Annotated in this window: 27 protein-coding genes; 13 read left to right on the top strand and 14 right to left on the bottom strand. The window is 59.7% G+C overall.

Features of this window, described 5'->3' with window-relative positions; all coding sequences use genetic code 11:
• The first annotated feature begins 135 nt into the window (after positions 1–135).
• From ACJ8J1_RS00790 to ACJ8J1_RS00750, 9 genes are all read left to right on the top strand, one after another.
• Positions 136–732, top strand: a complete 597-nt coding sequence (locus ACJ8J1_RS00790) for a helix-turn-helix domain-containing protein (RefSeq protein ID WP_049234886.1) — start codon at positions 136–138, stop codon at positions 730–732.
• Positions 733–1,006: 274 nt separating this feature from the next.
• On the top strand, positions 1,007–1,150 hold the full coding sequence (locus tag ACJ8J1_RS00785; protein ID WP_139182614.1) for a DUF2985 domain-containing protein: 144 nt from the start codon (positions 1,007–1,009) through the stop codon (positions 1,148–1,150).
• Between the two features lie 2 nt (positions 1,151–1,152).
• Positions 1,153–1,458, top strand: a complete 306-nt coding sequence (locus ACJ8J1_RS00780; protein WP_442520282.1) for a hypothetical protein — start codon at positions 1,153–1,155, stop codon at positions 1,456–1,458.
• The gene (locus tag ACJ8J1_RS00775; protein ID WP_442520281.1) at positions 1,458–2,279 is read left to right on the top strand and encodes a PD-(D/E)XK nuclease-like domain-containing protein; all 822 of its coding nucleotides are present in this window, start codon (positions 1,458–1,460) and stop codon (positions 2,277–2,279) included. Before ACJ8J1_RS00780 ends, ACJ8J1_RS00775 begins: the two co-directional genes overlap by 1 nt.
• A complete protein-coding gene (locus tag ACJ8J1_RS00770; RefSeq protein ID WP_442520280.1) occupies positions 2,276–3,154 on the top strand; it encodes a RecT family recombinase in 879 nt (292 codons plus the stop codon). Before ACJ8J1_RS00775 ends, ACJ8J1_RS00770 begins: the two co-directional genes overlap by 4 nt.
• A 40-nt stretch (positions 3,155–3,194) precedes the next feature.
• A complete protein-coding gene (locus ACJ8J1_RS00765; protein WP_089192162.1) occupies positions 3,195–3,446 on the top strand; it encodes a helix-turn-helix transcriptional regulator in 252 nt (83 codons plus the stop codon).
• Complete coding sequence (locus ACJ8J1_RS00760; protein ID WP_442520279.1) at positions 3,443–3,571, top strand: hypothetical protein; 129 nt, start codon at positions 3,443–3,445, stop codon at positions 3,569–3,571. The genes ACJ8J1_RS00765 and ACJ8J1_RS00760 overlap by 4 nt, the downstream gene beginning before the upstream one ends.
• Positions 3,564–4,226: an MT-A70 family methyltransferase gene (locus ACJ8J1_RS00755; RefSeq protein ID WP_442520278.1), complete on the top strand. Its 663-nt coding sequence runs from the start codon at positions 3,564–3,566 to the stop codon at positions 4,224–4,226. Before ACJ8J1_RS00760 ends, ACJ8J1_RS00755 begins: the two co-directional genes overlap by 8 nt.
• A complete protein-coding gene (locus tag ACJ8J1_RS00750) occupies positions 4,223–4,507 on the top strand; it encodes a hypothetical protein (protein ID WP_104874738.1) in 285 nt (94 codons plus the stop codon). The genes ACJ8J1_RS00755 and ACJ8J1_RS00750 overlap by 4 nt, the downstream gene beginning before the upstream one ends.
• Positions 4,508–4,510: 3 nt before the next feature.
• Here ACJ8J1_RS00750 and ACJ8J1_RS00745 read toward each other — a convergent pair whose 3' ends face one another.
• From ACJ8J1_RS00745 to guaB, 3 genes are all read right to left on the bottom strand, one after another.
• On the bottom strand, positions 4,511–5,713 hold the full coding sequence (locus ACJ8J1_RS00745; RefSeq protein WP_442520277.1) for a tyrosine-type recombinase/integrase: 1,203 nt from the start codon (positions 5,711–5,713) through the stop codon (positions 4,511–4,513).
• A gap of 224 nt (positions 5,714–5,937) precedes the next feature.
• Positions 5,938–7,515, bottom strand: coding sequence for a glutamine-hydrolyzing GMP synthase (gene guaA, locus ACJ8J1_RS00740; RefSeq protein WP_021504498.1), 1,578 nt, complete (start codon positions 7,513–7,515; stop codon positions 5,938–5,940).
• Positions 7,516–7,618: 103 nt separating this feature from the next.
• Positions 7,619–9,082: an IMP dehydrogenase gene (gene guaB / locus ACJ8J1_RS00735; RefSeq protein ID WP_004941460.1), complete on the bottom strand. Its 1,464-nt coding sequence runs from the start codon at positions 9,080–9,082 to the stop codon at positions 7,619–7,621.
• A gap of 170 nt (positions 9,083–9,252) precedes the next feature.
• Between guaB and xseA the strand changes: the two genes are divergently transcribed.
• Positions 9,253–10,629, top strand: coding sequence for an exodeoxyribonuclease VII large subunit (xseA, locus tag ACJ8J1_RS00730; RefSeq protein WP_033644342.1), 1,377 nt, complete (start codon positions 9,253–9,255; stop codon positions 10,627–10,629).
• 3 nt (positions 10,630–10,632) lie between these two features.
• Here the strand turns inward: xseA and ACJ8J1_RS00725 are convergent, their stop codons facing one another.
• The gene (locus tag ACJ8J1_RS00725) at positions 10,633–12,999 is read right to left on the bottom strand and encodes a glycoside hydrolase family 31 protein (RefSeq protein WP_033644085.1); all 2,367 of its coding nucleotides are present in this window, start codon (positions 12,997–12,999) and stop codon (positions 10,633–10,635) included.
• An 11-nt stretch (positions 13,000–13,010) separates the two neighbouring features.
• On the bottom strand, positions 13,011–14,321 hold the full coding sequence (locus ACJ8J1_RS00720; protein ID WP_033644086.1) for an MFS transporter: 1,311 nt from the start codon (positions 14,319–14,321) through the stop codon (positions 13,011–13,013).
• A 359-nt stretch (positions 14,322–14,680) separates the two neighbouring features.
• Here ACJ8J1_RS00720 and ACJ8J1_RS00715 point away from each other — a divergent pair, with 359 nt between their 5' ends.
• From ACJ8J1_RS00715 to ACJ8J1_RS00705, 3 genes are all read left to right on the top strand, one after another.
• Complete coding sequence (locus tag ACJ8J1_RS00715) at positions 14,681–15,751, top strand: LacI family DNA-binding transcriptional regulator (protein WP_033644343.1); 1,071 nt, start codon at positions 14,681–14,683, stop codon at positions 15,749–15,751.
• 62 nt (positions 15,752–15,813) lie between these two features.
• Complete coding sequence (locus tag ACJ8J1_RS00710; protein ID WP_033644087.1) at positions 15,814–16,839, top strand: M4 family metallopeptidase; 1,026 nt, start codon at positions 15,814–15,816, stop codon at positions 16,837–16,839.
• Complete coding sequence (locus ACJ8J1_RS00705; protein ID WP_016929750.1) at positions 16,839–17,180, top strand: protealysin inhibitor emfourin; 342 nt, start codon at positions 16,839–16,841, stop codon at positions 17,178–17,180. The genes ACJ8J1_RS00710 and ACJ8J1_RS00705 overlap by 1 nt, the downstream gene beginning before the upstream one ends.
• A 4-nt stretch (positions 17,181–17,184) precedes the next feature.
• Here the strand turns inward: ACJ8J1_RS00705 and ACJ8J1_RS00700 are convergent, their stop codons facing one another.
• From ACJ8J1_RS00700 to pilW, 9 genes are all read right to left on the bottom strand, one after another.
• Positions 17,185–17,406: a zinc ribbon domain-containing protein gene (locus ACJ8J1_RS00700; protein WP_004941446.1), complete on the bottom strand. Its 222-nt coding sequence runs from the start codon at positions 17,404–17,406 to the stop codon at positions 17,185–17,187.
• 13 nt (positions 17,407–17,419) lie between these two features.
• Positions 17,420–18,376 (bottom strand): AEC family transporter, encoded by a 957-nt coding sequence (locus ACJ8J1_RS00695; RefSeq protein WP_033644088.1) that lies wholly within the window; start codon positions 18,374–18,376, stop codon positions 17,420–17,422.
• Between the two features lie 99 nt (positions 18,377–18,475).
• Positions 18,476–19,966, bottom strand: coding sequence for a ribosome biogenesis GTPase Der (der, locus tag ACJ8J1_RS00690; protein ID WP_004941442.1), 1,491 nt, complete (start codon positions 19,964–19,966; stop codon positions 18,476–18,478).
• 255 nt (positions 19,967–20,221) lie between these two features.
• Complete coding sequence (gene bamB, locus ACJ8J1_RS00685) at positions 20,222–21,403, bottom strand: outer membrane protein assembly factor BamB (RefSeq protein WP_033644089.1); 1,182 nt, start codon at positions 21,401–21,403, stop codon at positions 20,222–20,224.
• Positions 21,404–21,414: 11 nt separating this feature from the next.
• Positions 21,415–22,035 carry a YfgM family protein gene (locus ACJ8J1_RS00680; RefSeq protein WP_033635592.1) on the bottom strand — a complete coding sequence of 207 codons (621 nt, stop codon included), beginning with the start codon at positions 22,033–22,035 and terminating at the stop codon, positions 21,415–21,417.
• Between the two features lie 13 nt (positions 22,036–22,048).
• Entirely contained in the window at positions 22,049–23,323 is a 1,275-nt protein-coding gene (gene hisS, locus ACJ8J1_RS00675; RefSeq protein WP_025303909.1) for a histidine--tRNA ligase, read from the bottom strand.
• 139 nt (positions 23,324–23,462) lie between these two features.
• Entirely contained in the window at positions 23,463–24,584 is a 1,122-nt protein-coding gene (ispG, locus tag ACJ8J1_RS00670) for a flavodoxin-dependent (E)-4-hydroxy-3-methylbut-2-enyl-diphosphate synthase (RefSeq protein ID WP_016929756.1), read from the bottom strand.
• Between the two features lie 47 nt (positions 24,585–24,631).
• Positions 24,632–25,606 (bottom strand): cytoskeleton protein RodZ, encoded by a 975-nt coding sequence (rodZ, locus tag ACJ8J1_RS00665; protein WP_033644090.1) that lies wholly within the window; start codon positions 25,604–25,606, stop codon positions 24,632–24,634.
• A complete protein-coding gene (gene pilW / locus ACJ8J1_RS00660) occupies positions 25,596–26,345 on the bottom strand; it encodes a type IV pilus biogenesis/stability protein PilW (RefSeq protein WP_033644344.1) in 750 nt (249 codons plus the stop codon). The genes rodZ and pilW overlap by 11 nt, the downstream gene beginning before the upstream one ends.
• Positions 26,346–26,442 lie beyond the last annotated feature (97 nt).

The following is a 26,442-nucleotide window of genomic DNA, read 5'->3' as shown; positions in this document are numbered from 1 at the left end:
TCAATGTTTGATCGAGCAGATAATTACCTAAATGGTGCCAATTCGCAAGTTTGTTACCTTTCCGGTTCGTTTACCATTTAGGTAATTTTGTTTTAAATACAGGCAACAACCTATTCAAGGGACTGTGAAACCACTATGAAAAGCATTAACGACATCCGCCGCGAGAACCTCCGCGACATCATCAACCGTGATTTCGATGGCCGACAAGTACGCCTGGCGGAACGGCTGGAGATTAATGCCAACGTGATCAGCCGTTGGTTGAAGCCGGCGACAGACAAAAACCACAAGACGATCGGCGACTCAGTGGCGCGCAAGCTTGAGATTGCAGCGAATAAGCCTAAGTTTTGGCTTGACCGCGATCACATGATGGCAATGGCCGCCGGCGCCGAAGCAGTGCAAGAGGAAACCGAAGTCGGAGCCATTGTGGCGAGCAATCTGGAATTGTGGATGAGCAACAACCGCGAGCTTTCCAGCCAGGCTAAAGTTGGCGCCGCCGCCGGCGTTGGCCAGTCCACGGTTAACCGGGTGCTGAGCCGTGAAGGCAATATCACCATCAACAGCCTGGAAGCGATCGCCGGTGCGTTCGGGCGCCGCGGCTATGAGCTGCTGCTGAAGCCGAAAGACCCTACCCTGATTAACTATGATCGATCACAATACGCGCAGTTGCCTGCCGAAGATAAAGCCAAGATCGAATCGTTCATTGAGTTCGTGATGCAGCAGGCGCGAATCTAACAAGATAATCCCATTTCATGACAACAAGTTACCGCCATGCGGCGGTTTCTCATGCCATCAATAATTACCTTTTGGGTAACTTTTTCTATTACTGACTATTGACAGCAACCCTTTTACGGTCGATTATTACCTCAAGAAGTTACCAGATTGGTAATGATGCTCTTTAACAATCAGGCAGGAATTGAGGCACCGCGATGATGCGGTGAAACAGCACGGATTCCGTGCATTCCTTTGACCTTAATGGTTACCCAATGGGTAACTTAAAGAGATGATAATGATTTCTCAAACCATCAACGGGATTTTCTGCGTGACCGTCTGCGGCTGTGTCAGTTGGCGGTTTGCAGATTTCGGCGAAGCCCTTAATTGGGCGTTTACAACACGGTTAGCGATCGATACCGCAAACCGGATCGGAGCGTAAATATGAACGCACAACAGGCTATCGATATTGAAAATATCGTTGCCGGCTTCACGGAGCAGGACAACGAAGCAGTTTATGCAGAGGTTGAGACGCTGGATAAGAAGGTGCCGATCCATGGATTCACCGCTTTCATCAGCAAGTACCTTCCGCCGGACTTTGATCAGGAGGCGTTAGCCCTGGGTACCGACTCTACCGAGTACCAGGAAATGGCAGGTGCGGCTATTTGGGATTGCATAACGGAGCTGGTCAAGCGTCAGCGCGCATTGGAGATATACCGCCGGCGCCACCAATTCGATGAGGTGGCGTGATGAAACAAGGTATCTATCACGACATTTCAAACGAGGATTACCACGCCGGCGACGGCGTGAGTAAGTCTCAGCTGGATATGGTAGCCAAGAACCCGGCGCTGCTGCAGTGGATCAAGGCGGCACCGGTCGATACTGAAAAGCTGAAAGCACTGGACATGGGAACGGCGCTGCATTGCAAGTTGCTTGAGCCGGACGAATTCAGCAAGCGGTTCATCATCGCGCCAGAATTTAACCGGCGCACCACCGTCGGCAAGGAAGCCGAGGCGGCATTCCTGAAAGACTGCGAGCATACCGGTAAAACCGTCATGGACGCAGAGCAAGGACGGAAACTTCAGTTAATGCGCGACAGCGTTATGGCTCACCCCGCGGCGCGCTGGATGCTAGAAGCTGACGGCCATTGCGAATCTTCATTTTACTGGACTGATTCGGAAACTGGTGAGTTGTGCCGGTCCCGGCCAGACCGGTACCTAAGCGATCACCCTTACATCATCGATGTGAAAAAGGTGGCCGATATGGATCGCTTCCCTCGCCACATCGATGAATTCCGCTATCACGTCCAGGATGCCATGTATCGCGATGGATTCCAGCAAGTCACCGGCGAAACTCCTGGATTTTTCTTCCTGGCTGTCAGCGAGACGATCGACTGCGGCCGCTACCCGGTACGCGTTTTTGAACTCGACGCAGCAGACGTAGACGAGGGTCACCGACTCTACCGCCGGGATCTGAATACCTATCACCAGTGCCGCATCACCGATGAATGGGGCGGCGTCGAAAAAATTCAACGCCCAGCATGGGCGCGCAAACAGGACCAATACGCATGAGCAACGAACTCTCTTTGACATCTCAACACAGCGCCACAGTAGGAACTGCAGCGGCCATATTCAGCCCGGAGGGGATGGATCGGCTTGTTCGCTTCGCCGAACTGATGGCGCAAAGCAAAGCAACCGTTCCGCAGCACCTGGCAGGGAAGCCAGCGGACTGCCTGGCAGTAACGATGCAAGCGGCGCAGTGGGGTATGAATCCATTTGCTGTAGCGCAGAAAACCCACGTAGTTAACGGATCGCTTGGCTATGAGGCGCAGCTTGTTAACGCAGTAGTCTCATCATCCAATCTTTTGGCCACCCGCCTTAATTTCAAATGGGATGGCGACTGGTCGAAGGTAAACGGCAAAAATGATAAGTCTGCTGATCTGACGGTAACGGTATGGGCAACGTTACGCGGAGAAACCGAACCTCGCTACCTCACTATCAGCATGAAAGATGCCGGCGTGCGCAACTCACCGCTTTGGGAACACGATCCAAAGCAACAACTGGCATACCTGTGCACCAAACGCTGGTCACGCCTACATGCCCCCGATGTTCTTCTGGGTGTCTATACCCCTGACGAGCTTGAGGAAACCAAACCACGCGTTGAACGCGACGTCACCCCACCCGCCACCAGCGCCGCCGGCGTAAATAGCCTTATCAACGGTAAGAAGCCGGAAAAAGAGATCAAGGCCGTGAACCAAGATGAGCGGTCTCCTGACGATCTGCTGGCTGCATTTACCGAAGCGGCAAACAAAGCCGCAAGCGTGGAAGAACTGGACAAAGCCTATAAATACGGTGCCCACGTTCTGGCGCCACATGAAGAACAGTTACAGGCAGCTACCGATGTCTACAACATCCGTCGCGATGAGTTGAACGAAGTCCCAATGTAACCAACCGCCGCGGGGCTACGGCCCCGCCAAAGGAGAAGCAATGAAAGCAGCAATTCGAAAACCACAGCTCCTGGCGATGGTTCCCATGTCGGAGTCGCAGATCACCAAACTGGAAAAGGCAGGAGAGTTCCCGCAGCGCTTTGCACTTACCAACCGCACGGTGGCCTGGAACAAGGACGAAGTAGAAGCGTGGCTCGATAAGCAACAGGCCGAAAACACCGGCCGCACGCCGGATTATTCCCCCGATGTCCGCCAGCGCAAGCAACGGCCAGTACAGGAGCGCGCGGCATGAATATCAAACGTCACATGATGCGTAATGCGTGGGCCTATATGTTTGCTGGCCTGTTCGTGTTTTGGTTTCTGTCGATCGGCCTGACTGTGCTGATCGTTAAGATGGCGGAGGCGATCAATGGCTGAGCGACAGTACGACCTTATAATGGCAGATCCGCCATGGCAGTACGGCAACAAAATCAGCAACGGCGCCGCCGGCAACCACTACAGCACGATGACGCTGCAGGACTTGAAACGGCTTCCTGTGTGGTCAATCGCAGAAGAAAACAGCGTATTAGCAATGTGGTATACCGGTACGCATGCCGACCAAGCCAAGGAGCTTGCAGTAGCTTGGGGATTCGACGTTCGGCAGATGTTCCTTTTCACGTGGGTGAAGTTCAACGAACTGGCAGAGCGTACCGTTAACGCCGCTATCGAAGATGGCCTGGTCGACTTTTACGACTTTCTCGATCTGCTAAACGGCGTCACAAGAATGAATCCCGGGAATTACAGTCGCGGCAACCAAGAATCAATGCTCGTTGCTGTTCGCGGCGCCGGCCTTGAACGACAGGATGCATCTGTGAAGCAGGTGATCTATGCGCCAATCACGCAGCACAGCGCGAAGCCATGGGAGGCTCGGCATCGTCTCGAGCGGTTATATGGTGACGTGTCACGAATTGAACTTTTCAGCAGAGGTGACGCGCCAGGCTGGCACCATTGGGGTAACGAATGCCCTCGGAATGACGTCGAGCTGCTCCCCGGCGGTTTTACCATACCAGCAGCAGTGAGGATCGCATCATGAAACACAACCGTGATGATGTTATGCAGATCGTGAAAGACAACGAGAACATCGGCTATGCAAAGATAAAGGAACTGTACGAAATGGAGCATAAGCCAATCTCGTCACATGCCCTTAGCCGCGCGCTGGCTACGTTGGTTGACCACCAGCTTATCGAGCGGAAGCTACACGGCAATCAACCATGCACTTACGCGTATTCCGGCGGAAAGCGCCGGTTCGCACAAAGCCCAAAAATAGCCATGTTCGATCAGTGCCTGGCATCAGTCAGCGCGCGGCAAAATTGATTTCTACTTTACCCGCTCCGATTCAATCCACTCATCCACCATATTGGCCCATTGCTGCAGCATATCCCGGCGTTGTTCGGCATACTCTGCTTTGTTGTATACCGCGCGCACGCCGCGCTGCTCATGGGCCAAACATTTCTCAATCCAATCCGTATTAAACCCCTCTTCATGCAACAGCGTGCTGGCAGTTCTACGCAGATCGTGAACTGTGAAGTGTGCTATTTCTTTTCCTGATTCCCTAATTTTTTCATTGGTCGTATTGATCACCCGGTTAAGCGCAGAGTTAGACATAGATTTTCTTGGGTTATACCTGGCAGGAAGGATGTAATCGGAACCACACGCTGCAACTTGAAGTGCAACCATGATGTCGATCGCCTGCTGAGACAGATAAACAACATGCGGCCGCCCCGCCTTCATACGTTCCGCTGGTATCGTCCAGCGCGCTGAAGAAAAATCAACTTCCTTCCAAGTGGCATCTGTCAGCTCCCCCTTGCGCACCATCGTGATCAGTATCAGCTTCAAAGCCAGCTTTAATGAAGATGCTGCGCCGGTAGAGTTTAGGGCATTGAAGAACAACCCGATCTCACAAGGCTCTAGCGCGCGGTCGCGTTCTTCAAATGTGGCAATGCTGGATGCTTTGATATTTGCCGCCGGGTTTGGCACTGCGTGTCCGCGGTCAATAGCATGGGTGAAAACGGCACTGACAATTTCCCGCACTTGGATCGCCGTAGCCCTGGCGCCGCGGTCTACTATCTTGTCGCACAGTGTGCGGAGCATTGGCGTAGTGATTTCATGCAGAAGCTTTTTCCCCAGCGTTGGTAGGATATCTCTGTCGATCACTGCCTGTTTCATCGCCCGAGTGCTATCCGCAAGGCGGACGTGTTTCATATAGGCGACGGTATAATCAGAGAAATTTTCCGCCCCTTTTATTTGCATGATACCGTCACGCTTCGCCGCAGCCGGCGACTGGCCTGCATCCACCATCTTTTTGGCGGTATTGAGTTCGTCGCGCGCCTCAGCCAATGTGATACCGTCAGGGCCATACCGGCCAATCGTCAGCGTCTCACGCCGGCCATTAATTCTATAGTCATACCGGAATGAGACCGATCCGCTTGGTTGCACGGCAACGTATAGACCATCACGATCGGTGACCTTATAGAGTTTCTCTCTTGGCTTCAGGTTTTTCAGTTTCGTATCTGTGAGCATGCCGGCTACTCTCTGCTGTGGTTGATACCGTCAATATTTACCAAAAAGGTGGTGAACGGATTAGGCCGAGAGTACAGCGAAAGTGGATATACCGTCAAAGGTACCGTCAGAAATTGAATGCTTTCAAGAATAGTAATTGATAGTCAGAAAGAGAAAACCCCCGAACAGCAAGGCTGCAACGGGGGTTTTTAAATAATCACTGATAGTCAGTAATTAGCTGTTCATCATTCCCACTCGATCGTCGCCGGCGGCTTGCCGCTGATGTCGTACACCACGCGGGAGATGCCGTCCACTTCGTTGATGATGCGGTTGGACACGCGGCCGAGGAAGTCATACGGCAGATGCGCCCAGTGCGCGGTCATGAAGTCGATGGTTTCCACCGCACGCAGGGAGACCACCCAGTCGTATTTGCGGCCGTCGCCCATCACGCCGACCGAGCGCACCGGCAGGAACACGGTGAACGCCTGGCTGACTTTGTTGTACAGATCGGCTTTGTGCAGCTCTTCGATGAAGATGGCGTCGGCGCGGCGCAGCAGATCGCAGTACTCTTTCTTCACTTCGCCCAGCACGCGCACGCCCAGACCCGGGCCCGGGAACGGGTGACGGTACAGCATGTCGTACGGCAGGCCCAGTTCCAGGCCAATTTTGCGCACTTCGTCTTTGAACAGCTCTTTCAGCGGCTCGACCAGGCCCAGCTTCATCTCTTTCGGCAGGCCGCCCACGTTGTGGTGCGACTTGATCACGTGCGCTTTGCCGGTGGCGGAAGCGGCGGATTCAATTACGTCCGGATAGATGGTGCCCTGCGCCAGCCATTTCACCTGCTCTTGCTTGCAGGCTTCTTCGTCGAACACTTCAACGAACACGCGGCCGATGATTTTACGCTTGGCTTCCGGCTCGTCGACGCCCGCCAGCGCGGTCAGGAAGCGGTTTTCCGCCTCGACGTGCACGATGTTCAGGCCGAAGTGGTCGCCGAACATTTCCATCACCTGCTTGGCTTCGTTCAAGCGCAGCAGGCCGTTGTCGACGAACACGCAGGTCAGGCGCTTGCCGATGGCACGGTGCAGCAGCATCGCGGTCACGGAGGAGTCAACGCCGCCGGACAGGCCGAGGATCACGTGGTCTTCACCCACCTGCTCGCGGATGCGCTCAACCGCATCTTCGATGATGGTCGCCGGCGTCCACAGGGCCTCACACTGGCAGATGTCCAGTACGAAGCGCTCCAGCATGCGCTGGCCCTGACGGGTGTGGGTCACTTCCGGGTGGAACTGCACGCCGTAGAAGCGTTTTTCTTCGTTGGCCATAATGGCGAACGGGCAGGTATCGGTGCTGGCGACGGTCACGAAGTCGGACGGGATCGCGGTCACTTTGTCGCCGTGGCTCATCCACACGTCCAGCAGCGGTTTGCCGGCCGGGCTGATGGCGTCTTCGATGTCGCGCAGCAGCGCGCTCTCGTTGACGATTTCCACCTGCGCGTAGCCGAACTCGCGTTCGTTGGAGCCCTGCACATGGCCACCCAGCTGCATCGCCATGGTCTGCATGCCGTAGCACACGCCCAGCACCGGCACGCCGGCGTTGAACACGTAGTCAGGGGCGCGCGGGCTGCCAGCTTCGGTGGTGCTTTCCGGGCCGCCGGACAGGATGATGCCGCTTGGGTTGAATTCGCGGATCTGCTCTTCGCTAACGTCCCAGGCCCACAGTTCGCAGTAAACGCCGATTTCGCGCACGCGGCGGGCGACCAGTTGGGTGTATTGCGAACCGAAGTCCAGTATGAGGATGCGATGCTTATGGATATTTTGTGTCATGTGAGGCGAATTCCAGCAACAAGAGAAAAAGAGCGAAAATGTATGTTTTCGGGATGGGGCTTAGCGCCCCACCCCGGCCTCTCACTCAGGAGAGGTTAAGGCATCAGCCCATGCGGTAGTTCGGCGACTCTTTGGTGATGGTCACGTCGTGCACGTGGCTTTCCTGAATGCCAGCGCCGCTGATGCGCACGAACTCCGCCTTGGTGCGCAGATCGTCGATGGTGGCGCAGCCGGTCAGGCCCATGCAGGAGCGCAGGCCGCCCATCTGCTGGTGCACGATGGCTTTCAGCATGCCTTTATAGGCCACGCGGCCTTCGATACCTTCCGGCACCAGTTTGTCGGCGGCGTTATCGGTCTGGAAGTAACGGTCGGAAGAGCCTTTGGACATCGCGCCCAGCGAGCCCATGCCGCGGTAAGATTTGAACGAGCGCCCCTGATACAGCTCGATTTCGCCCGGAGATTCTTCGGTACCCGCCAGCATGGAGCCGACCATCACGCAAGAGGCGCCCGCGGCGATCGCTTTGGCGATATCGCCGGAGAAGCGGATGCCGCCGTCGGCGATAACCGGAATACCGGTGCCTTCCAGCGCTTCCACCGCGTCGGCGATGGCGGTGATCTGCGGTACGCCTACGCCGGTCACGATGCGGGTGGTACAGATGGAGCCAGGGCCGATACCCACTTTCACCGCGCTCACGCCGGCTTCAGCCAGCGCTTTGGCGCCCGCCGCGGTCGCGACGTTGCCGCCGACGATCTGCAGATCCGGGTATTTGGCGCGGGTTTCGCGGATGCGCTGCAACACGCCTTCGGAGTGGCCGTGCGAGGAGTCGATCAGCAGAACGTCAACGCCTGCCGCCACCAGCGCATCAACGCGCTCTTCGTTGCCGGCGCCGGCGCCGACCGCCGCGCCCACGCGCAGACGGCCGTGCTCGTCTTTACAGGCGTTCGGCTTACGTTCCGCTTTCTGGAAGTCTTTAACGGTGATCATGCCCAGCAGGTGGAAGCTGTCGTCCACCACCAGCGCTTTTTCTACGCGCTTTTCGTGCATCTTCTGCAGCACCACGTCGCGCGCTTCACCTTCTTTCACGGTGACCAGGCGATCTTTCGGCGTCATCACCGCAGTCACCGGCTGAGTCAGATCGGTCACGAAGCGCACGTCGCGGCCGGTAATGATGCCGACCAGCTCGTTGTCTTCGGTGACGACCGGATAACCGGCGAAGCCGTTGCGCGCGGTCAGCTCTTTCACTTCCTGCAGCGTGGTGGCCGGGGTAACGGTCTGCGGGTCGGTGACTACGCCGCTTTCATGTTTTTTCACGCGGCTGACTTCTTCAGCCTGGCGCTCGATGGACATGTTTTTGTGGATGAAGCCCAGGCCGCCTTCCTGCGCCAGCGCGATGGCCAGGCCGGATTCGGTAACGGTATCCATGGCTGCGGACAGCATAGGGATGTTCAGGCGGATGGTTTTGGTCAGTTGAGTGCCGAGCTCTGCGGTGTTAGGCAGAACCGTGGAGTGGGCTGGAACCAGGAGGACGTCGTCAAACGTCAGAGCTTCTTTAGCGATACGTAGCATGGGCAATATCTCACCAGGGTGGGCTGTGAAAAAGATAAAATATTGCCGCGGCATTATACAGAGCGGAATCGGTTGCCTCCAGCACTTTCTTACAAAAAGTCTTGATTACCTTTTTCAGCCATGTAGTATCGACCAATTAAGTGATTGTTTTGAAATTTGATCTGGGTCACATGTCGCTACCTGTTTCGCCTTCCATTTTTACCGTAAGCCGCCTGAATCAGACGGTTCGCCAACTGCTGGAAATGGAAATGGGGCAGATTTGGCTCTCCGCCGAGATCTCCAACCTCTCCCAGCCCGCCTCCGGCCACTGGTATTTCACCCTGAAAGACGACCGCGCCCAGGTGCGCTGCGCGATGTTCCGCAACAGCAATCGCCGCGTCACCTTCCGGCCGCAAAACGGCCAGCAGGTCTTGGTGCGCGCCAGCATCACGCTGTATGAACCGCGCGGCGACTACCAGCTGATCGCCGAGAGCATGCAGCCCGCCGGCGACGGCCTGCTGCAGCAACAGTTCGAGCAGTTGAAACAGCGCCTGAGCGCCGAAGGGCTGTTCGATCAGCAGTTCAAGCAGCCGCTGCCCGCCCCGGCCAAACGCGTCGGGGTGATCACCTCCGCCAGCGGCGCGGCGCTGCACGATATCCTGCAGGTATTGCAGCGGCGCGATCCGTCGCTGCCGATCGTCATCTACCCCACCTCGGTGCAGGGCGCGGAAGCGCCGATGCAGATCGTGCGCGCCATCGAGACCGCCAACCGCCGCGATGAATGCGACGTGCTGATCGTCGGCCGCGGCGGCGGTTCGCTGGAGGATCTGTGGAGCTTCAACGACGAACGCGTGGCGCGGGCGATCTTCGCCAGCCGCATTCCGATCGTCAGCGCCGTCGGCCATGAAACCGACGTCACCATCGCCGACTTCGTCGCCGATCTGCGCGCGCCGACCCCTTCCGCCGCCGCCGAACTGGTGAGCCGCAATCAGCTCGAGCTGTTGCGCCAGCTGCAGTCGCAGCAGCAGCGGCTAGAGATGGCGATGGATTACTACCTGGCGCAGCGCCAGCAGCAGTTCACCCGCATTCATCACCGTTTACAGCAGCAGCATCCGCATCTGCGCCTGGCGCGCCAGCAGACGCTGCTGTTCAAGCTGCAGCGCCGAATGGAAGACGGCATGCAGCAGCAGCTGCGCCTGGCCGCCCGCCGCAGCGAACGCGTCCAGCAGCGGCTGGCGCAGGTGCAGCCGCAGGGCCGCATTCACCGCTACCAACAGCGCGTGCAGCAGCAGGAATACCGTCTGCAGCAGGCGATGGAGCGCCAGCTCAACGCCTACCGCCAGCGTTTCGGCGTGGCGTGCAGCCAGCTGGAGACCGTCAGCCCGCTGGCGACGCTGGCGCGCGGCTACAGCGTGACGCAAACTCCGCGCGGCGAGCTGCTGAAAACCACCAAGCAGGCGCAGGTCGGCGAGCTGCTGAAAACCCGCCTGCAGGATGGCTGGGTGGAAAGCGAGGTGAAAACCATCACCGTCGCCAAAAAGCCACGCAAGAAGCGCGCGGCCGAGTAAGCCCTACTCCAGCGTAAAACGCTCGCCCGGTTCACCGTTCACCCACAGCGCGCGCGTTTCGCCTTCCGGCAGGCTGAGCGTCAGCGTGCGCCAGGCCGGGCGGAAATGCCCTTCCGTCGTGATATCCAGCATGATGCGCTGATGGTCGCAGCGCATTTCCCAGCGCAGCCACAGCGCCTCGCCCTGCCGCCAGCCGTCGCTTTCGCCGTCGTCCTCAAACAGCAGCCCGCCGCTCGCCCCGCCGCCCTTGAGCGGAAACAGCCGCAGCTCGCGCCGATCGTCGGCGGCCACGTCCACATGCGCCAACCGCTGCGACAGCGGCAGCGCCGCCCCGGCGCGCACCAGCAGCGGCAGACGCTCCAACGGCGCCGCCAGCGTCACCGTCTGGCCGCCGCCGAACCACTGGCCGCTGTAGAAGCAGTACCAGCCTTCGCCGTTATCCGGCAGATACACCGAACGGCGACGTTGCCCCGGCTCCACCACGCTGGCCACCAGCAGATCGCGGCCAATCAGAAAATCGTCGTTTTCGCCAAAGGTGCGCGCATCCTGTTCGTGATCGAGAAAAGTCGGGCGCAGCATCGGCTCGTCGTCGGCGCAGGCCTGCCACAGCAGCGTGTAGAAATACGGCAGCAGCCGGTAACGCAGGTTGATCGCCTCGCGCACCGCCGGGGTGGCGGCCGGGTACATCCAGGGTTCGTTGACCGTGGCGTCGTCATTCCAGGAGTGGATGGTGAAACGCGGGTGCATCACGCCGTTTTGTACCCAGCGCACCAGCAGCTCCGCGTCCGGTTTGTCACCGGAGAAGCCACCGACGTCATGGCCGAGGTTATACAATCCGGACAGGCTCATGCCCAACCCCATGCGAATGTTGTAGCGCAGCGTCTGCCAGCTGGTGCAATTATCGCCGCTCCAGGTCTGCACGTAGCGCTGCATGCCGGCGCAGCCGGAGCGCGAGATCAGGTACGGCCGCCGCTGCGGCGCAAAGCGCAACTGGGCCTCCATCGAGGCGCGCATCATCAGCAGCGGCATCACCGGGCGGAGATGTTTGATGGCGATCGGCCGTCCAAAGCCGTGGCAGCGTGCTTCGCCGTCCCACACTTCGTACTCGTTGTTGTCGTTCCAGGTCGAATCGATGCCCATCTCCAGCAGCTGCTGTGTGACGCCCTGCTGCCACCATCGCACCGTCGCCGGATTGGTGAAGTCGAGGTGCGATCCTTCGTCGTCCCAGAAGCTGGAGCGTTCCGGCGCGTCGCTTTGCGAATCGCGGATAAACAGCCCCTGCGCCGCCACCTCTTGATACTGCGGATGATCCTGCAGCAGGCACGGCTTGATGTTGGCCGCCAGCTTGAGGCCGGCGTCGTGAAACGCCTGGCTGAGCAGCCTAGGCTGCGGCACCTTGTCATAGTTCCAGTTAAACACGTAGCGTTTGTTGTTGATCGAGGTGTAGCCCGACGACAGCTGGAAAGAGTCGCAGGGGATGGCATGTTGACGGCACAGCGCAATGAACTGTTGCAGCTGCTGCTGGGCGTCCGGCGCGTCGGTGTAGTGCATGGTCGAACCGCTGTAGCCCAGGCTCCACTTCGGCCCGAAGTGGGTGCGGCCGGTCAGGCGCACGAACGCCTTGGTGACATCCAAAACCTTCGGCCCGAGGAACAGGTAGTAATCCAGATCGCCCGCTTCGGCCTGATAGCGGCGGTAGGCCGTATGGTAGTTGTCGATCTCGTTGCCCAGATCCAGCCAGCAGCTGCTCAGGTTGTCGTAGAACAGGCCGAAGCTCGCCTCCGGCCCGCGGGTGATGGTAAACGGAATGTGCTTGTACAGCGGATCGGTGCTGGCGGCGTTGTAGCCCATCGCGTCCAGGTTGCGCATCTCGAAGCGGCGGCCGGTGCGTTCCAGATCGCCGGCCTTCTCCCCCAGGCCGTAATAGCGCTCATCGGCGAAACGCCGCTGGTAATGCGCCACGCCGTCGCCGTGCGCGTTGAGCAGGTAGGCGCTGGTCGGCCGATCCGCCGCCAGCGGCCGCCACTCGCCGGCGGCATTGCAATACTCCCACGCCAGCCACAGCGGCTGATGCACCGTCACGCGCAGCAGCGGCGTGCTGACCACCAGCCGATCGCCCTCCCGGCGCAGCTGATAGCCCGGCAGGCTGAAACCAGCGACGCTGAGCCGATCGCGCCCCTCCCAAGGCACATCCTCCTGCGGCGCAATGCTCCAGGTGCGATCCAGCGCCAGCTCGCCCTCACGTTTGATCAACACGCGGAACAGACCGTCTTCCAGCACGTACAGGCAGAAACGGTGGCGTTCATCGACCAGCAGCTCGACGTGGTCGGCATGCTGCGCCGCCAGCGTCCAATTTTTCAACGTTTTCATACATATTCCACTTAGCTGTGTGAAGGGGTTTTCTTACCGCCGCGCTCGGCGATCAGGGCGATCAAGAACAGGGCGCCGATCAAATCGAAGAAGCCCATCGCGATAAACAGCGGGTTGAAACCGAGGGTGTCGGATACCGCGCCGATCAGGAGCGTGAACAGGAAGCTGGCGATCCAGGCGCTGGAGCCGCGCATGCCGTTGACCGTCGCCATTTGGTTTTTATCGAACGATTCCACCACCAGGGCGCTGAGCATGCAGGAGATCACCTGATGGCCGAATCCGCCGATCGAGATCAGCGCGATCGCCACATAGGGATCTTGGGTGATCGCCACGAACGCCAGCGACACCATCAGGAAAGCGCCGGTCACCGAGCTGGCGACCACCGAGTTGACGCGGCTGCAGCCGAACCATTTGCGGTATAGGGTGGTGAGATAGCCGCTGGCGACGCTGCCGATATCCGCCGCCAGGAACGGCAGCCAGGCGAACATCGCGATCTGCTTCAGATCCATGCCGCGTTCGGTGGCCAAGTACAGCGGCACCCAGAAACTGAAGACCGCCCAGGCCGGCTCGGCGAGAAAGGCCGGGATGGCGATGCCATAGAATTTCTTGTTCTTGCACAGGCTGGTCAGTGAAGTGAAGAACGGCAGCTTCGGCAGCACCGGCTCGTTGTCTTCACGGATCAGATCCAGCTCTTGTTGGCTGAGGTTCGGGTGCTGCTGGGGCGAGTGGTAGAACAGCCACCACAGCACTACCCAGATCAGCGCCAGCCCGCCCGAGAACAGGAACGCGCCCTGCCAGCCGAAGGAGACGTGGGCGATGACGATGATCGGCGGCGCCAGCATGGCGCCGATGGAGAAACCGACGCCCGCCCAACCGGCGGCGATCGGACGCTCCTTCTTCGGGAACCAGTCGGAGATCGCCTTGGCGTTGGCCGGAGTGGCCGCCGCCTCCGCGCCCCCCATGAAGAAGCGCAAAATGGCCAGTTGCAACCAGCTGCCGGCACCGGCGTGCAGCATACACACCACCGCCCAAATGCCCGCGCAGATCAGAAAACCCATCTTCAGGCCGATGACGTCGATCAGCCAGCCGCAGATCGGCTGAAATACCGTATAGGCCAACTGGAACGACGCCACCACCCAGGCATATTGCTCGGTGCTCATGTTCAGGCTGGTTTTCAGTTCCGGCGCCAGAATGCCCAGCGAGTTGCGGGTAATGTAGTTGACCGTGACGCCCAACAAGAACAGCGCCAGCATCCACCAGCGTAGCGATTTGAACTTGCGCCGGCCGCTCTGCGCGACCGTCTGATTGATCTCCACACTCATCGGTTCTCTCCCCGCGGCCGCCCATGACAGCGACGCGCGCATTGGTAGGGTACGTTGCGCTATCAAAAGGGGACGGTGAACACAGGCCAACGCCCACATAACGGACCGGCAGTCCATCACAACCCCATGATTTATTTTTTGTTTTCTTCTTTGCACACCGTTAAAATTGGACTGACAAGTCGTTAAAATTGGTGTACCAATGCAGACTACTCAGCGATCACGCACAGCGAAACGGGGTTTTTTGCAAAGATTTTCACAGGCGGGTGAAAAAATAGTCATAATGGCCGCAGGATCCAGTCAAAGTGCTGAAAAGCCGCAGTGAAAATATTCTCATGGACGAATTTGAAGGAGATCACAAAATGAACGGAAAGCTGAAAATCCAGGAGATCGCCCGCCAAACCGGGCTGTCGATCAGCACCGTTTCCCGCGTGCTGGCGGGCAAGGCCAACACCAGCGCCGAAGCGCGCCGCAAGGTGCTGGAATGCGCGCAGCAAAACGGCATTCTACAGGGCATTTCCAGCGGCCGACTGATGTTGAACAATGTGATGGTGTTCGCGCCGCAGCGCGCGTTCGACGTGCGCACCGATATCTTCTACTACAAGGTCATTCAGGGCATCGCCGCCGCACTGATGCAGCACGAGGTGCGCATCCGTTACTGCGGCCTGGAAGAGCAGCACAGCGACGGCGCGCTGTTTCTGGAAAAAATGAGCGATCCGCACACCGAAGCGGCGCTGATCATCGGCATCGACGACGAACACATCCATACCCTGGCGGCCGATCTGCCCAAGCCCTGCGTGCTGATCAACTGCACCGATCGGCAGATGCGGCTGGACAGCGTCTCGCCGGATCATCAGCTGATCGGCGACTATTCCGCCAGCTATCTGTTCCAGCAGGGGCACAGCCATATTCTCAACCTGCAGTGTCTGCGCCGCCACACCATGGAGCTGCGGCTGGCGGGCATCCGGCAGGCCTACGCGCGGCATCATCTGCCGTTCGACGACGGCCGCCATCTGGTGACCACTTCCGGCTTCGGCAGCGAAGAGGCCGAACAGGCGCTGAGCACCTACCTGAACCGCGCCCCGCTGCCGACGGCGATCCTGGCCGGCGGCGACTACATGGCGGTCGGGGCGGTCAAGGCGCTCAACAAGCTGGGGCTGAGCGTACCGGGCGACGTATCGGTGATGAGCACCGATGGCTTCAACCTGGCGGAAATACACGACGTGCCGCTGACCTCGGTACAGGTGCCGCGCGATGAGCTGGGCTACGAGGCGATCCAGCTGCTGCAGCGGCGCATGCTGCGCACCGACGCGCCGCCGTGCAACCTGCTGCTGCATGGCCGGTTGGCGGTACGGGCCTCGGTGCGGCGCATCAGTCCCCACAAGACCACCCCGGCGGTGAGCACGCATAACCACAGGCTTTATGACGAGTAGACTACACTTAGGCTCAGTGCATTCATTCGATGAGGTAAATTTTTTGCCTAAGGAGAGCCACTATGCCAGCCCAGCGCATGCGTTCCGTTATTCCTCCCTACATGCTGCGCCGCATTATTGAACACGGTAACGCCCCGCAGCGCGACTGCGCGCTGCACACCCTGAACCACGTGCAAAGCCTGCTCGGCAACAAGCCGCTGCGTTCACCGACCGAGAAAAACGCCCGAGCCGGCGAAGCGCTCCGCGATATCTACGACGCCCAGAACGGCACCCAACTGCCCGGCAAACAGGTGCGCAAGGAGGGGCAGCCCAGCAACCACGACGTGGCGGTGGACGAGGCCTACGACTATCTCGGCGTCACCTACGATTTCTTCTGGCAGGCCTACCGGCGCAATTCGCTGGATAATAAAGGGCTGCCGCTGGTCGGCAGCGTGCACTACGGCAAGGAGTACCAGAACGCTTTCTGGAACGGCCAGCAGATGGTGTTCGGAGACGGCGACGGCGAGATCTTCAACCGTTTCACCATCGCCATCGACGTGGTCGGCCACGAGCTGGCGCACGGCGTGACCGAGAGCGAGGCTGGGCTGATCTACTACCAGCAGTCCGGCGCGCTCAACGAATCGCTGTCTGACGTGTTCGGTTCGTTGGTCAAGCAATTCCACCTGCAGCAAACCGCCGATAAAGCAGACTGGCTGATCGGCGCCGGTCTGCTCGCCAAGGGCATCAAAGGCAAAGGGCTGCGCTCGATGTCAGCGCCCGGCACCGCCTACGACGACCCGCTGCTGGGCAAAGACCCGCAGCCTGCCAGCATGAAGGATTACATCCAGACCAAGGAAGACAACGGCGGCGTGCACCTCAACTCCGGCATTCCCAACCGCGCGTTCTACCTGGCGGCAACCGCGCTGGGCGGCTTCGCCTGGGAAAAAGCCGGCTACGTCTGGTATGACACAGTGTGCGACAAAGCGCTGCCGCAAAACGCCGACTTCGCCACCTTCGCCCGCGCCACGGTGAAACACGCGCAGGCGCGTTTCGATCAAAGCGTGGCGGACAAGGTGCAACAGGCCTGGCATCAGGTGGGGGTGGAGTAATGAAACCGCTGCCGACGCTCAATCAGGATACGGTCATTGAGCTGGCGCGCGAGGGAGGCTTCGCCTACATTCCCAAACTGGCGGGCCAGCGCCGCATTGCGCTGGCCGATATCACGCCGGAGCAACGGCAGCGCCTGAATCAGTTGCTGAATCAGACGCTGCCGTACGCCCAGGAAGAGGGCCAACCCAACTCCCCCGGCTGCGGCGACCAGCGCTACTACCGCGTACAGATCAACTACACCAGCCCCACCCTGAGCACCGAGATCGTGCTGTTAATCCCGGAAAGCAGCGCGCCGCAGGCGCTGGTGGATCTGTGGAAAACCGGCCAGGTGGATGAGTGAGGGCTTACAGCGGCTGATAGCTGAAATTCACCCGTTTTTTGGAGATCAGCCCGTGCCCGTTCTGGCACAGGTAATCCACCGCCCCGCAGGCCTTCAACTCTTGCAGCGGCTGCCCGCACTCCGGGCAGCTCGCCAGCTGCCGATAATCGCGCTGACAGGCGGCACAATGGTAGTGACCCGCTACCCAATTCATGGTCTGACGACAGTGCGGACAATGCGCATCCATAACAGCTCCCAGGTTAAATCACGCCCCATGAGCGCAAGAAATAGATCCCCAACGCGGTGGTGAAGAACGACCCGACGGTGGTGATAGCGATAATGTTGGCCGCCAGCGTGGCGTTGCCGCCCATGGCGCGCGTCATCACATAGCTGCCCGAAGCGGTCGGCGTGGCGGAAAACAGGAAGATGATGCCCAACGCCGCCCCCTGAAACCCGCACAGCCAGCCGGCCAGCGTCATCAGGAACGGCACCAGAAACAGCTTGGCCGCCGACGACAGCGCCGCCACGTTGGACGAGCGGAACATGGCGCGGAAATCCAGGCTGGCGCCGGTGCACAGCAGCGCCAACGGCAGCGACAGCGCGGAGATATAGCTGCCGGTTTGGCGGATCACGGTCGGGATACCCAGCCCGGTTTGCGCATACAGCAGCCCGCACACCAGGCCGATGATCAGCGGATTGGTGACAATGCTGCGCAGCAGCGACAGGTGGCTGATTTTCTTGCCCTGCCCGCCCTGCAGGCTGCGCGTGAGGGTGATGACCGACAGTATGTTGAACAGGATCACGGTCACCGTCAGGTACAGCGAGGCGAGCGCAATGCCTTCGCTGCCGTAGGCGGTCATGGCGTAGGCCAGACCGACGATGGCGGTGTTGGCGCGAAACCCGCCCTGCACGAACACCCCGCGCTCACGCGGTTCTTTCACCACCCACCTGGCCGCCAGCTCCAGCAGCAGGAAGGTCGCCAGCGTGCCGACCGCGCCGAACAGCACCAGCGGCAGATTGCCGAGCAGCTGCGGATGGTTGGTAGCGATGCTGAAAAACAGCAGGCACGGCAGCGCCAGATTGAACACCAGGCGGGTCGCGCCGTCGACGAAGCGGTCATCCATCAGGCGCCAATGGCGCAACAGGATCCCCAGCAGCATCATCAGCAGATTGGGCACGGTGACGTCGAACGCAAAACTCCAGGTTTCCCAGGACATGGTGTTCCTTCAGACAGGCGAGGTAATCTTCAGATAATAAAACGATTTCGGGCCAATAAAAAAGGGGCGCGGCATCACTGCCGCGCCCCTCATGAGCGATTACTTGCTCTTTTTCAGGTGGCTCATCAGGCGTTTGCGCTTACGCATCTGGGTCGGCGTCAGCAGGTTGCGTTTGCCGGCGAACGGGTTGTCGCCCTCTTTGAACTGGATGCGGATCGGCGTCCCCATCACGTTCAGCGAGCGACGGAAGTAGTTCATCAGGTAGCGCTTGTACGAATCGGCCAGATCGCTGACCTGGTTGCCGTGGATCACCACGATCGGCGGGTTGTAACCGCCGGCGTGGGCGTATTTCAGCTTCACGCGGCGGCCGCGCACCAACGGCGGCTGGTGATCGTCAACCGCCATCTGCATGATTTTGGTCAGCATCGAGGTGTTTACGCGACGGGTTGCGCACTCGTAGGCTTCCTGTACCGATTCGAACAGGTTGCCGACGCCGCTGCCGTGCAGGGCGGAAATAAAGTGCACGCGCGCGAAGTCGACGAAGCCCAGACGCAGATCGAGCATCTCTTTCACGTGCTCGCGATCTTCTTCGCTCATGCCGTCCCACTTGTTGACCGCAATCACCAGTGAGCGCCCACTATTGAGGATAAAGCCGAGCAGCGAGAGGTCCTGATCGGAGATGCCTTCACGCGCGTCAATCACCAGCAGCACCACGTTGGCGTCTTCAATCGCCTGCAGGGTCTTGATCACCGAGAATTTCTCGACGGTTTCGGTCACCTTGCCGCGTTTGCGCACCCCGGCGGTGTCGATCAGCACGTATTCGCGTTCGTCGCGCACCATCGGAATGTAGATGCTGTCGCGGGTGGTGCCCGGCATGTCATACACCACCACGCGCTCCTCGCCGAGGATACGGTTAGTGAGCGTAGACTTACCTACGTTCGGGCGGCCGACGATCGCCAGTTTGATCGGCAGATCCTGCGGATTGAACGCTTCTTCCGGCTCTTCGTCTTCTTCGCCTTCCAGCGTTTCGCCGTTTTGCTCGGCCCAGTAAGCGGCGTTGGCCTCTTCCTCGGTCAGCTCGACGTCTTCCGGTTTTTCCGGCACGAACGGCACCAGCACGTGTTCAATCAGCTGGGTCACGCCGCGGCCGTGAGAAGCGGCGATAGCGAACACTTCACCCAGACCGAGCGAGTAGAAATCGGCGGTGGCGGTGTCCGGATCCAGACCGTCGGTCTTGTTGGCCACCAGGAATGTCGCCTTCTGGCGGCTGCGCAGGTGCTGGGCGATGCCCTGATCCGCCGGCATCAGGCCGGCGCGGGCGTCGACCATGAACAGCACGATGTCCGCTTCTTCGATCGCCAGCAGCGACTGACCGGCCATGCGCGTTTCGACGCCGTCTTCGGTGCCGTCGATGCCGCCGGTATCGACGATGATAAATTCATTGCCTTCGATTTCAGCACGACCATACTTGCGGTCACGCGTCAGCCCCGGGAAATCCGCCACCAGCGCATCGCGCGTATGGGTTAAACGGTTGAACAAGGTGGATTTACCCACATTCGGGCGCCCGACCAGCGCGACGACAGGTATCATTGTTGAAGCCTCATTACTTAATAATCAATGCGTTACTGCACTGTGGATAGACACCAGCGGTGCAGCTTATAAAATACGAAACGGCCCCTGAACATTCAGGAGCCGTTTTCCCCTTCATCTTTCGCGCCACAGCGGCGTTGTCTGCGCACCTTCGCCTCGGTCACTTAGCTCACTAAGCTCCCGAGGACTCATGCGCTTGCCGCCTGGCTGCAACCCGAAATCATTCGGGTGCAAGAAGGGTTACGACGAGCGGCGTTAGCGGGTGAAAGCGTAAACTTTCCCGCCGCGAGCCTGGATGATCAGCTTGTCGCCGGCCACCATCGGCGCAGACAGGAAGCCGGAGCTGTCCACTTCCTGCTGGGCGACAAAACGGCCATCGGTGGTGTTGACCCAGTGCAGATAGCCTTCGGCGTCACCGGTCACCAGATAACCATTATACATCACCGGCGGCGTCAGGTTGCGGTGCAGCAGATCGCTTTGCGTCCACACGGTCACGCCGCCTTCGGTGCTGAGCGCCACCACGCGATCGTTCTGGTCGATCAGGTAGATGCGGCCCGCGTCGACGATGAAATCATTCACCGAACCCAGCTCGCGTTTCCAGATGATCTGACCGGAACGCAGATCCAGCGCCGTCAGGTTGCCGTTGTAACCCAGCGCGTAGACCACGCCGTCAACGATCACCGGCGTGGTGTCCACGTCGTTCAGGCGATCGATTTCGGTCGCGCCGCTCGGCTGAGAAATGCGCTGTTGCCAGATCAGTTGGCCCTGCTGCATCAGCACGGCGCTGACGCGGCCGTTGTCACCGCCGACGATGGCGGCGCCAAAGGCGACGGCCGGCGCGGATTCACCGCGCAGCGACAGCGAAGGCATATCCAGGTTAACCGTCCACTTCACCGCGCCGTCGGCTTCGTTCAGCGCCTGCAGCATGCCGTTGGAGGTATGCACCAACACCATGCCGTCGCTGACAACCGGACGGGAGATCGCTTCGCCGGCCACTTTGGTCTGCCAGGCGATGGCGCCGTCGGCGGTGTTCAATGCGTAAACCACCGCTTTTTCGCTGCCGACGTAAACCTTGTCACCCGCAACCGTCAGGCCGCCCGACAGCAGCGCAGACAGGTTGCTGGAGAAGAAGCCGGTCTTCTCGGAAAGATTGACCTTCCACTTCTCGTTGCCGCTGTCGGCATCCATCGCTTTCACGATGCCGAAGCGATCGGCGGCGTAAATGGTGCTGTCCTGATAGGCCGGACGCAGGTGGGAGTAATACTCACCGATACCGTCGCCCACCGAGGTGCTCCACGCCTTGTTCGGCGTAAACTGATTTTCAACTTTCGGCAACGGCGACATGGTAACCACGTCTTCTTCGCTGTTAAACAGCGAGCAACCACTCAGCAAGGCAGCGGAAACCAGTCCGACCAAGAGTGTTTTACGCAATTGCATGGGAATTCCCCTTAGCTGGACAAGTTATTCAATTTCATGCGCAGCAGAACCTGCAGCGCTTGAGAAGCGTTGGACTCAATGCCTTTGCTGTAAGCTTCGCGCGCGCCCTTGGCGTCGCCCTTCGCCAGCAGCACATCGCCGCGCACATCCTGCATCATCGCCGCCCAGCCTTCGCCTTTCACGCCATCCAGCGTTTTCAGCGCTTCATCCAGCTTTTTCTCCTGCAGCTGGACGCGCGCCAGACGCAGGTCGATCATCGCCAACAGGTTGTCGTCTTTGGTCTGGCCCTGAGCCAGCGCCAATTGTTGTTCCGCCTTGGCGAAATCATTCTGTTCGACAAAGTGCTTAGCCAATTGCAGCGCGGCCAGTACGCCGTAGCTATTGCCGTTGGCCTGGACAAATTTCTCTGCGGCAGCCACGTCATCCGGCTTGCCGGCCGCCAGACGATCGCTGGCTTCCTGATAGGATTGCGATGCCGCCATCATGTTGGAGTTTTCATGGCTCTGCCAGTAACGCCAGCCAACCAGGGCACCAATTCCGAGCACCACGCCCACCGCCAGCGCTTTGCCGTTCTCGGCAAAGAACCGACGCAGTGCGTCGACTTGTTCGTTTTCAGTGGTATAGACTTCCACGGTGTCCTTCTCCTTAACCTAACATCAAAGCCAGACGCGCAGCGACTTCGCTTTGCGCCAGCGTTTCTTGTTCACCACTGCGCAGGTCTTTCACCACCACCTGCTGCGCCGCCACTTCGCTCTCGCCCAGGATCAGCGCGATGCGCGCGCCCCATTTGTCCGCACGGGTGATCTGCTTCTTGAAGTTGCCGCCGCCGTAATTGGTCATCAGCTTCAGCTGCGGCGCCGCGTCGCGCACCTGTTCAGCCAGCTGCATCGCCGCGCTCTGGGTGCCCGCGCCGGAAGAGATGACGTACACGTCGATAGCCGACGGCGCCTTGAATTCCGGGTTGACCGCCTGCACCAGCAGCACCAGACGCTCCAGGCCCATGGCGAAACCGACCGCCGGAGTGGCGCGGCCGCCCAACTGCTCGACCAGACCGTCGTAACGGCCGCCCGCGCAGACGGTGCCCTGCGCGCCCAAGCTGGTGGTCACCCACTCAAACACGGTGCGGTTGTAGTAATCCAGACCGCGCACCAGGCGCTCGTTAACGGTATATGGGATACCTGCCTGCGCCAAAAGTTCACACAGACCGGCGAAGTGAGCACGGGATTCTTCATCCAGGTACTCGGACAGGCGCGGCGCGTCGTTCAGCAGCGCCTGCACCTCAGGATTCTTGGAGTCCAGCACGCGCAGCGGGTTGCTGTACATGCGGCGTTTGCAGTCTTCGTCCAACACCTCGACGTGCTGCTCCAGGAACGCCACCAGCGCATCGCGGTAGTTGGCGCGCGCCTCCAGCGAACCGATGGAGTTCAGCTCCAGCTTGACGTGCTCGGCGATGCCCAGCGCTTTCCACCAGCGGGCGGTCAGCAGGATCAGCTCGGCGTCGATATCCGGGCCTTGCAGGCCGAACACTTCCGCGCCCAGCTGATGGAACTGGCGATAGCGGCCCTTTTGCGGGCGCTCGTAGCGGAACATCGGGCCGATGTACCACAGACGCTGTTCCTGATTGTACAGCAGACCATGTTCGATGCCGGCGCGCACGCAGCCGGCCGTCCCTTCCGGACGCAGCGTCAGGCTTTCGCCGTTGCGGTCTTCGAAGGTATACATCTCTTTTTCCACGACGTCGGTCACTTCGCCGATCGCGCGTTTGAATAACGGGGTCTGCTCTACAATCGGCAACCGGATTTCGCTGTAACCGTAGCCGCCCAGCACCTGCTTGAGGGTGCCTTCAATACGCTGCCATAATGCCGTTTCTTCCGGCAGGTAGTCGTTCATGCCGCGGATGGCTTGAATGTTCTTTGCCACGTGAGTTCTCTGTCCGTTGTCTGTAAAAATGAACCTGATTATAGGGACTTTGCCGCCCGGTATTCAACGCGGATGCGGTTTTCCGCCCTTCAGGTGCATAAACAAGCGGGCCAACAGGCCCGCCGTGTAGCGATAACGCTTATTTTTCCAGCAGATTGACCGTGATACGGTTGCTTTCGTCCATCATCGCGGCCTTGGCGCGAATCTTCGCTTCCAGCTGGTCGATCATCTGTTCGTTGTCGAAACGCTCTTTCTGGCGCACGCCGTCTTCGTAGAAGCCGCTCTTCTTGTGGCCGCCGGTCACGCCCATGGTGGACACCAGCGCTTCGCCCGGGCCGTTCACCACGCAACCGATGATAGAGACGTCCATCGGCGTGATGATGTCTTCCAGGCGCTGCTCCAGCGCGTTCACCGTGCCGATCACGTCGAACTCCTGACGCGAACAGGTCGGGCAGGCGATGAAGTTGATGCCGCGCGCGCGGATGCGCAGCGACTTCAGAATGTCGAAACCGACCTTCACCTCTTCGACCGGATCCGCCGCCAGCGAGATGCGCAGGGTATCGCCGATGCCTTCAGACAGCAGCATGCCCAGGCCGATGGCCGATTTGACCGACCCGCTGCGCGCGCCGCCGGCTTCGGTGATGCCCAGATGCAGCGGCTGATCGATGCGCGACGCCAGCAGACGGTAGGATTGCACCGCCAGGAACACGTCCGACGCCTTGACGCTGACCTTGAACTGGTCGAAGTTGAGGCGATCGAGGATATCCACGTGGCGCATGGCGGATTCCAGCAGCGCTTCCGGCGTAGGTTCGCCGTACTTTTCCTGCAGATCTTTCTCCAGCGAACCGCCGTTGACGCCGATGCGAATCGGGATGTTCTTGTCGCGGGCGCAGTCCACCACCGAGCGAATGCGCGATTCGTTGCCGATGTTGCCCGGGTTGATGCGCAGGCAGTCCACGCCGTATTCGGCAACCTGCAGCGCGATGCGATAATCGAAGTGGATATCGGCGACCAGCGGCACGTTGACCTGCTGCTTGATCAGCTTGAACGCCTCGGCGGCGTCCATGGTAGGAACCGAAACGCGGACGATGTCGACGCCCACGCGCTCCAGCGCTTTAATCTGATTAACCGTTGCTTCAACATCGGTGGTACGGGTGTTGGTCATCGACTGCACGGCAATCGGCGCGCCATCACCAATAGGCACCTTGCCGACGTAAATGCGTGTAGATTTTCGACGGTTGATGGGCGCTTGGTTATGCATTACTTACTCTCCATTGCTGCTCTGACATCACGACCGGGGCCGCGCGATTACTGCGCGGCGACGGTCAGGCGAGCAACACGGTTTGACTTAACGAACCGGCTCAAATCAACCGGTTTACCCTGATACTGGATCTGTACTGCCGCCGGCGCGCCGATGGTCAGTTTGTACGGCGCAGTGCCGGTCAGGTTCAGCTTGCCGCCCTGCTTCTGGGTGCCGCTGAACAGCGTTTTACCGCTCGCGTCGGTCACCTGCAGCCAGCAGTCGGCGGAGAAATCCATCACCAGCGCGTTCGGATCGGCCGCCGGCGCAGCCACGCCCGCATCGGCGGTCGGCAGCGGCGATTGCGCCGCCGGCGCGGTTTCCGGCAGGGTGGTCTGGCTTGGCGACACCACGGCAGGCTGTTGCTGAGCCGCGCCCGGCGTCTGGGCGGTCGCCGCCGGCGCCTGAGCCGCTGCGCCGGTATCGGCCGGCGCGGCGCTGTTGTCGGTCAACGGCACGTTGGTGCCGGCGTCGGCGTTGCCGTCCGTCAGCGGCACGGACTGCCCTTCGTTATTCTGTGAAAGCTGCGCGGAGGATTGATCGGCCATGGTGGCGATCTCTTCCTGCTGCGCCTTGTGGTTTTGCCACCACCAGGCGCCGGTCAGGCCAATCACCACGAACACGATAAGCCAGGTGAAGCTCATCAGCCAGCCGTCGCGTTTCTTGCGGCGCTTGCCCAGCGAGAAGCTTTGCATCGGCGCCACTTTCGCCATCTTCAACGGCGCCTGCTTGGCCAGCATCGGCAGCAGTTCGTCTTCCGGCAAATGCACCAGCTTGGCGTAGGAACGGATGTAGCCGCGCACGAAGGTGGACGCGAGGTCAGCGGACACGCTGTCTTCCTCGATATCGCGCACGGTGGACATTTTGAGACACAGGCGTTCTGCAACGGCCTGTTGGCTCAGCCCGAGTTGCTCACGGGCCTGACGCAGGCGCTGGCCCGTCGTCATGGATACGGTTTTATCTTGGGAGGCTTCAGTATTCATTAGCTAAGAACTGCTGGTACTGTTTGGATTGTGGAAAACTTCGCGCTAACTGCTTGCCATAGCGTTGAACGCTATCCTGACGGCCGGCTAACGCGGCGAAACGAATCTGTAACCATAAGCTGCTGGCGCTAGCCGGCAGAACATGCTGATAAACATCCAATAAAAGTTGCGACTGGGCGCGCTTCCCTTCTCCAAATTGCTTTTCGGCCTCCGCCAACAGCGGAGCGCCTTTGTCCGGATCGACTTTCAGCGCGCGGCTCAACAGCGTGCGCGCTTCATCGTTTTGTCCGGCCTTGAGAAAACAGTAACCTGCGTTTTCCAGGCTGTCAGCGACCTGACCATAATCGGGCGCCAGCGCCGCAGCGCTAAACTGCTGTTGCGCCGGTACATACTGCCCTAAACTGCAAAGAAACGCACCGTAATTATTCAGTACGGTGCCATTGCCCGGCGCAAGTTTGAGCGCTTGCCGATAACGCTGTTCGGCCGCGGCGTTTTCACCGATCCGCTGCGCGTAGAGCGCCATGCCCAACTGCGTGCGGTAATCCTGCGGGGCCGCGTCCAGCGCCTTTTCCAGGTTCTGGCGCGCGGCGTCCATGTCACCTTGCTGCAGGTACTCCAGCCCCAGCTGCAACCGCGTCTGGCCCGCCTCAGCGACCTGTGCTTCCTTTTCCGGCGATGAGCCGGAACACCCGGCCAACAACCCGACCGCCAGCCACACACCCCACAGTTTCAGCTTCATGCCCGCATTCATTTCCTTATCGGCCGTCAGCTAACGCCCATTAGCGTCAACATCTCGCATAACAGGCTGTTAGATAACAAAAAAGGTGCTATAGGAT

This window comes from Serratia sp. CY37869, assembly GCF_052168895.1.
GTDB lineage: Bacteria > Pseudomonadota > Gammaproteobacteria > Enterobacterales > Enterobacteriaceae > Serratia > Serratia ureilytica.
The sequence above is the reverse complement of the archived record's forward strand: the minus strand, read 5'-3'. Positions and strand labels throughout refer to the sequence as shown.

Excerpts from the sequence above, each read along its gene's own strand:
- ACJ8J1_RS00790 (WP_049234886.1), top strand. The coding sequence starts at position 136 with ATGAAAAGCATTAACGACATCCGCCGCGAGAACCTCCGCGACATCATC.
- ACJ8J1_RS00785 (WP_139182614.1), top strand. The coding sequence starts at position 1,007 with ATGATTTCTCAAACCATCAACGGGATTTTCTGCGTGACCGTCTGCGGC.
- ACJ8J1_RS00780 (WP_442520282.1), top strand. The coding sequence starts at position 1,153 with ATGAACGCACAACAGGCTATCGATATTGAAAATATCGTTGCCGGCTTC.
- ACJ8J1_RS00775 (WP_442520281.1), top strand. The coding sequence starts at position 1,458 with ATGAAACAAGGTATCTATCACGACATTTCAAACGAGGATTACCACGCC.
- ACJ8J1_RS00770 (WP_442520280.1), top strand. The coding sequence starts at position 2,276 with ATGAGCAACGAACTCTCTTTGACATCTCAACACAGCGCCACAGTAGGA.
- ACJ8J1_RS00765 (WP_089192162.1), top strand. The coding sequence starts at position 3,195 with ATGAAAGCAGCAATTCGAAAACCACAGCTCCTGGCGATGGTTCCCATG.
- ACJ8J1_RS00760 (WP_442520279.1), top strand. The coding sequence starts at position 3,443 with ATGAATATCAAACGTCACATGATGCGTAATGCGTGGGCCTATATGTTT.
- ACJ8J1_RS00755 (WP_442520278.1), top strand. The coding sequence starts at position 3,564 with ATGGCTGAGCGACAGTACGACCTTATAATGGCAGATCCGCCATGGCAG.
- ACJ8J1_RS00750 (WP_104874738.1), top strand. The coding sequence starts at position 4,223 with ATGAAACACAACCGTGATGATGTTATGCAGATCGTGAAAGACAACGAG.
- ACJ8J1_RS00745 (WP_442520277.1), bottom strand. The coding sequence starts at position 5,713 with ATGCTCACAGATACGAAACTGAAAAACCTGAAGCCAAGAGAGAAACTC.
- guaA (WP_021504498.1), bottom strand. The coding sequence starts at position 7,515 with ATGACACAAAATATCCATAAGCATCGCATCCTCATACTGGACTTCGGT.
- guaB (WP_004941460.1), bottom strand. The coding sequence starts at position 9,082 with ATGCTACGTATCGCTAAAGAAGCTCTGACGTTTGACGACGTCCTCCTG.
- xseA (WP_033644342.1), top strand. The coding sequence starts at position 9,253 with ATGTCGCTACCTGTTTCGCCTTCCATTTTTACCGTAAGCCGCCTGAAT.
- ACJ8J1_RS00725 (WP_033644085.1), bottom strand. The coding sequence starts at position 12,999 with ATGAAAACGTTGAAAAATTGGACGCTGGCGGCGCAGCATGCCGACCAC.
- ACJ8J1_RS00720 (WP_033644086.1), bottom strand. The coding sequence starts at position 14,321 with ATGAGTGTGGAGATCAATCAGACGGTCGCGCAGAGCGGCCGGCGCAAG.
- ACJ8J1_RS00715 (WP_033644343.1), top strand. The coding sequence starts at position 14,681 with ATGAACGGAAAGCTGAAAATCCAGGAGATCGCCCGCCAAACCGGGCTG.
- ACJ8J1_RS00710 (WP_033644087.1), top strand. The coding sequence starts at position 15,814 with ATGCCAGCCCAGCGCATGCGTTCCGTTATTCCTCCCTACATGCTGCGC.
- ACJ8J1_RS00705 (WP_016929750.1), top strand. The coding sequence starts at position 16,839 with ATGAAACCGCTGCCGACGCTCAATCAGGATACGGTCATTGAGCTGGCG.
- ACJ8J1_RS00700 (WP_004941446.1), bottom strand. The coding sequence starts at position 17,406 with ATGGATGCGCATTGTCCGCACTGTCGTCAGACCATGAATTGGGTAGCG.
- ACJ8J1_RS00695 (WP_033644088.1), bottom strand. The coding sequence starts at position 18,376 with ATGTCCTGGGAAACCTGGAGTTTTGCGTTCGACGTCACCGTGCCCAAT.
- der (WP_004941442.1), bottom strand. The coding sequence starts at position 19,966 with ATGATACCTGTCGTCGCGCTGGTCGGGCGCCCGAATGTGGGTAAATCC.
- bamB (WP_033644089.1), bottom strand. The coding sequence starts at position 21,403 with ATGCAATTGCGTAAAACACTCTTGGTCGGACTGGTTTCCGCTGCCTTG.
- ispG (WP_016929756.1), bottom strand. The coding sequence starts at position 24,584 with ATGCATAACCAAGCGCCCATCAACCGTCGAAAATCTACACGCATTTAC.
- rodZ (WP_033644090.1), bottom strand. The coding sequence starts at position 25,606 with ATGAATACTGAAGCCTCCCAAGATAAAACCGTATCCATGACGACGGGC.
- pilW (WP_033644344.1), bottom strand. The coding sequence starts at position 26,345 with ATGAAGCTGAAACTGTGGGGTGTGTGGCTGGCGGTCGGGTTGTTGGCC.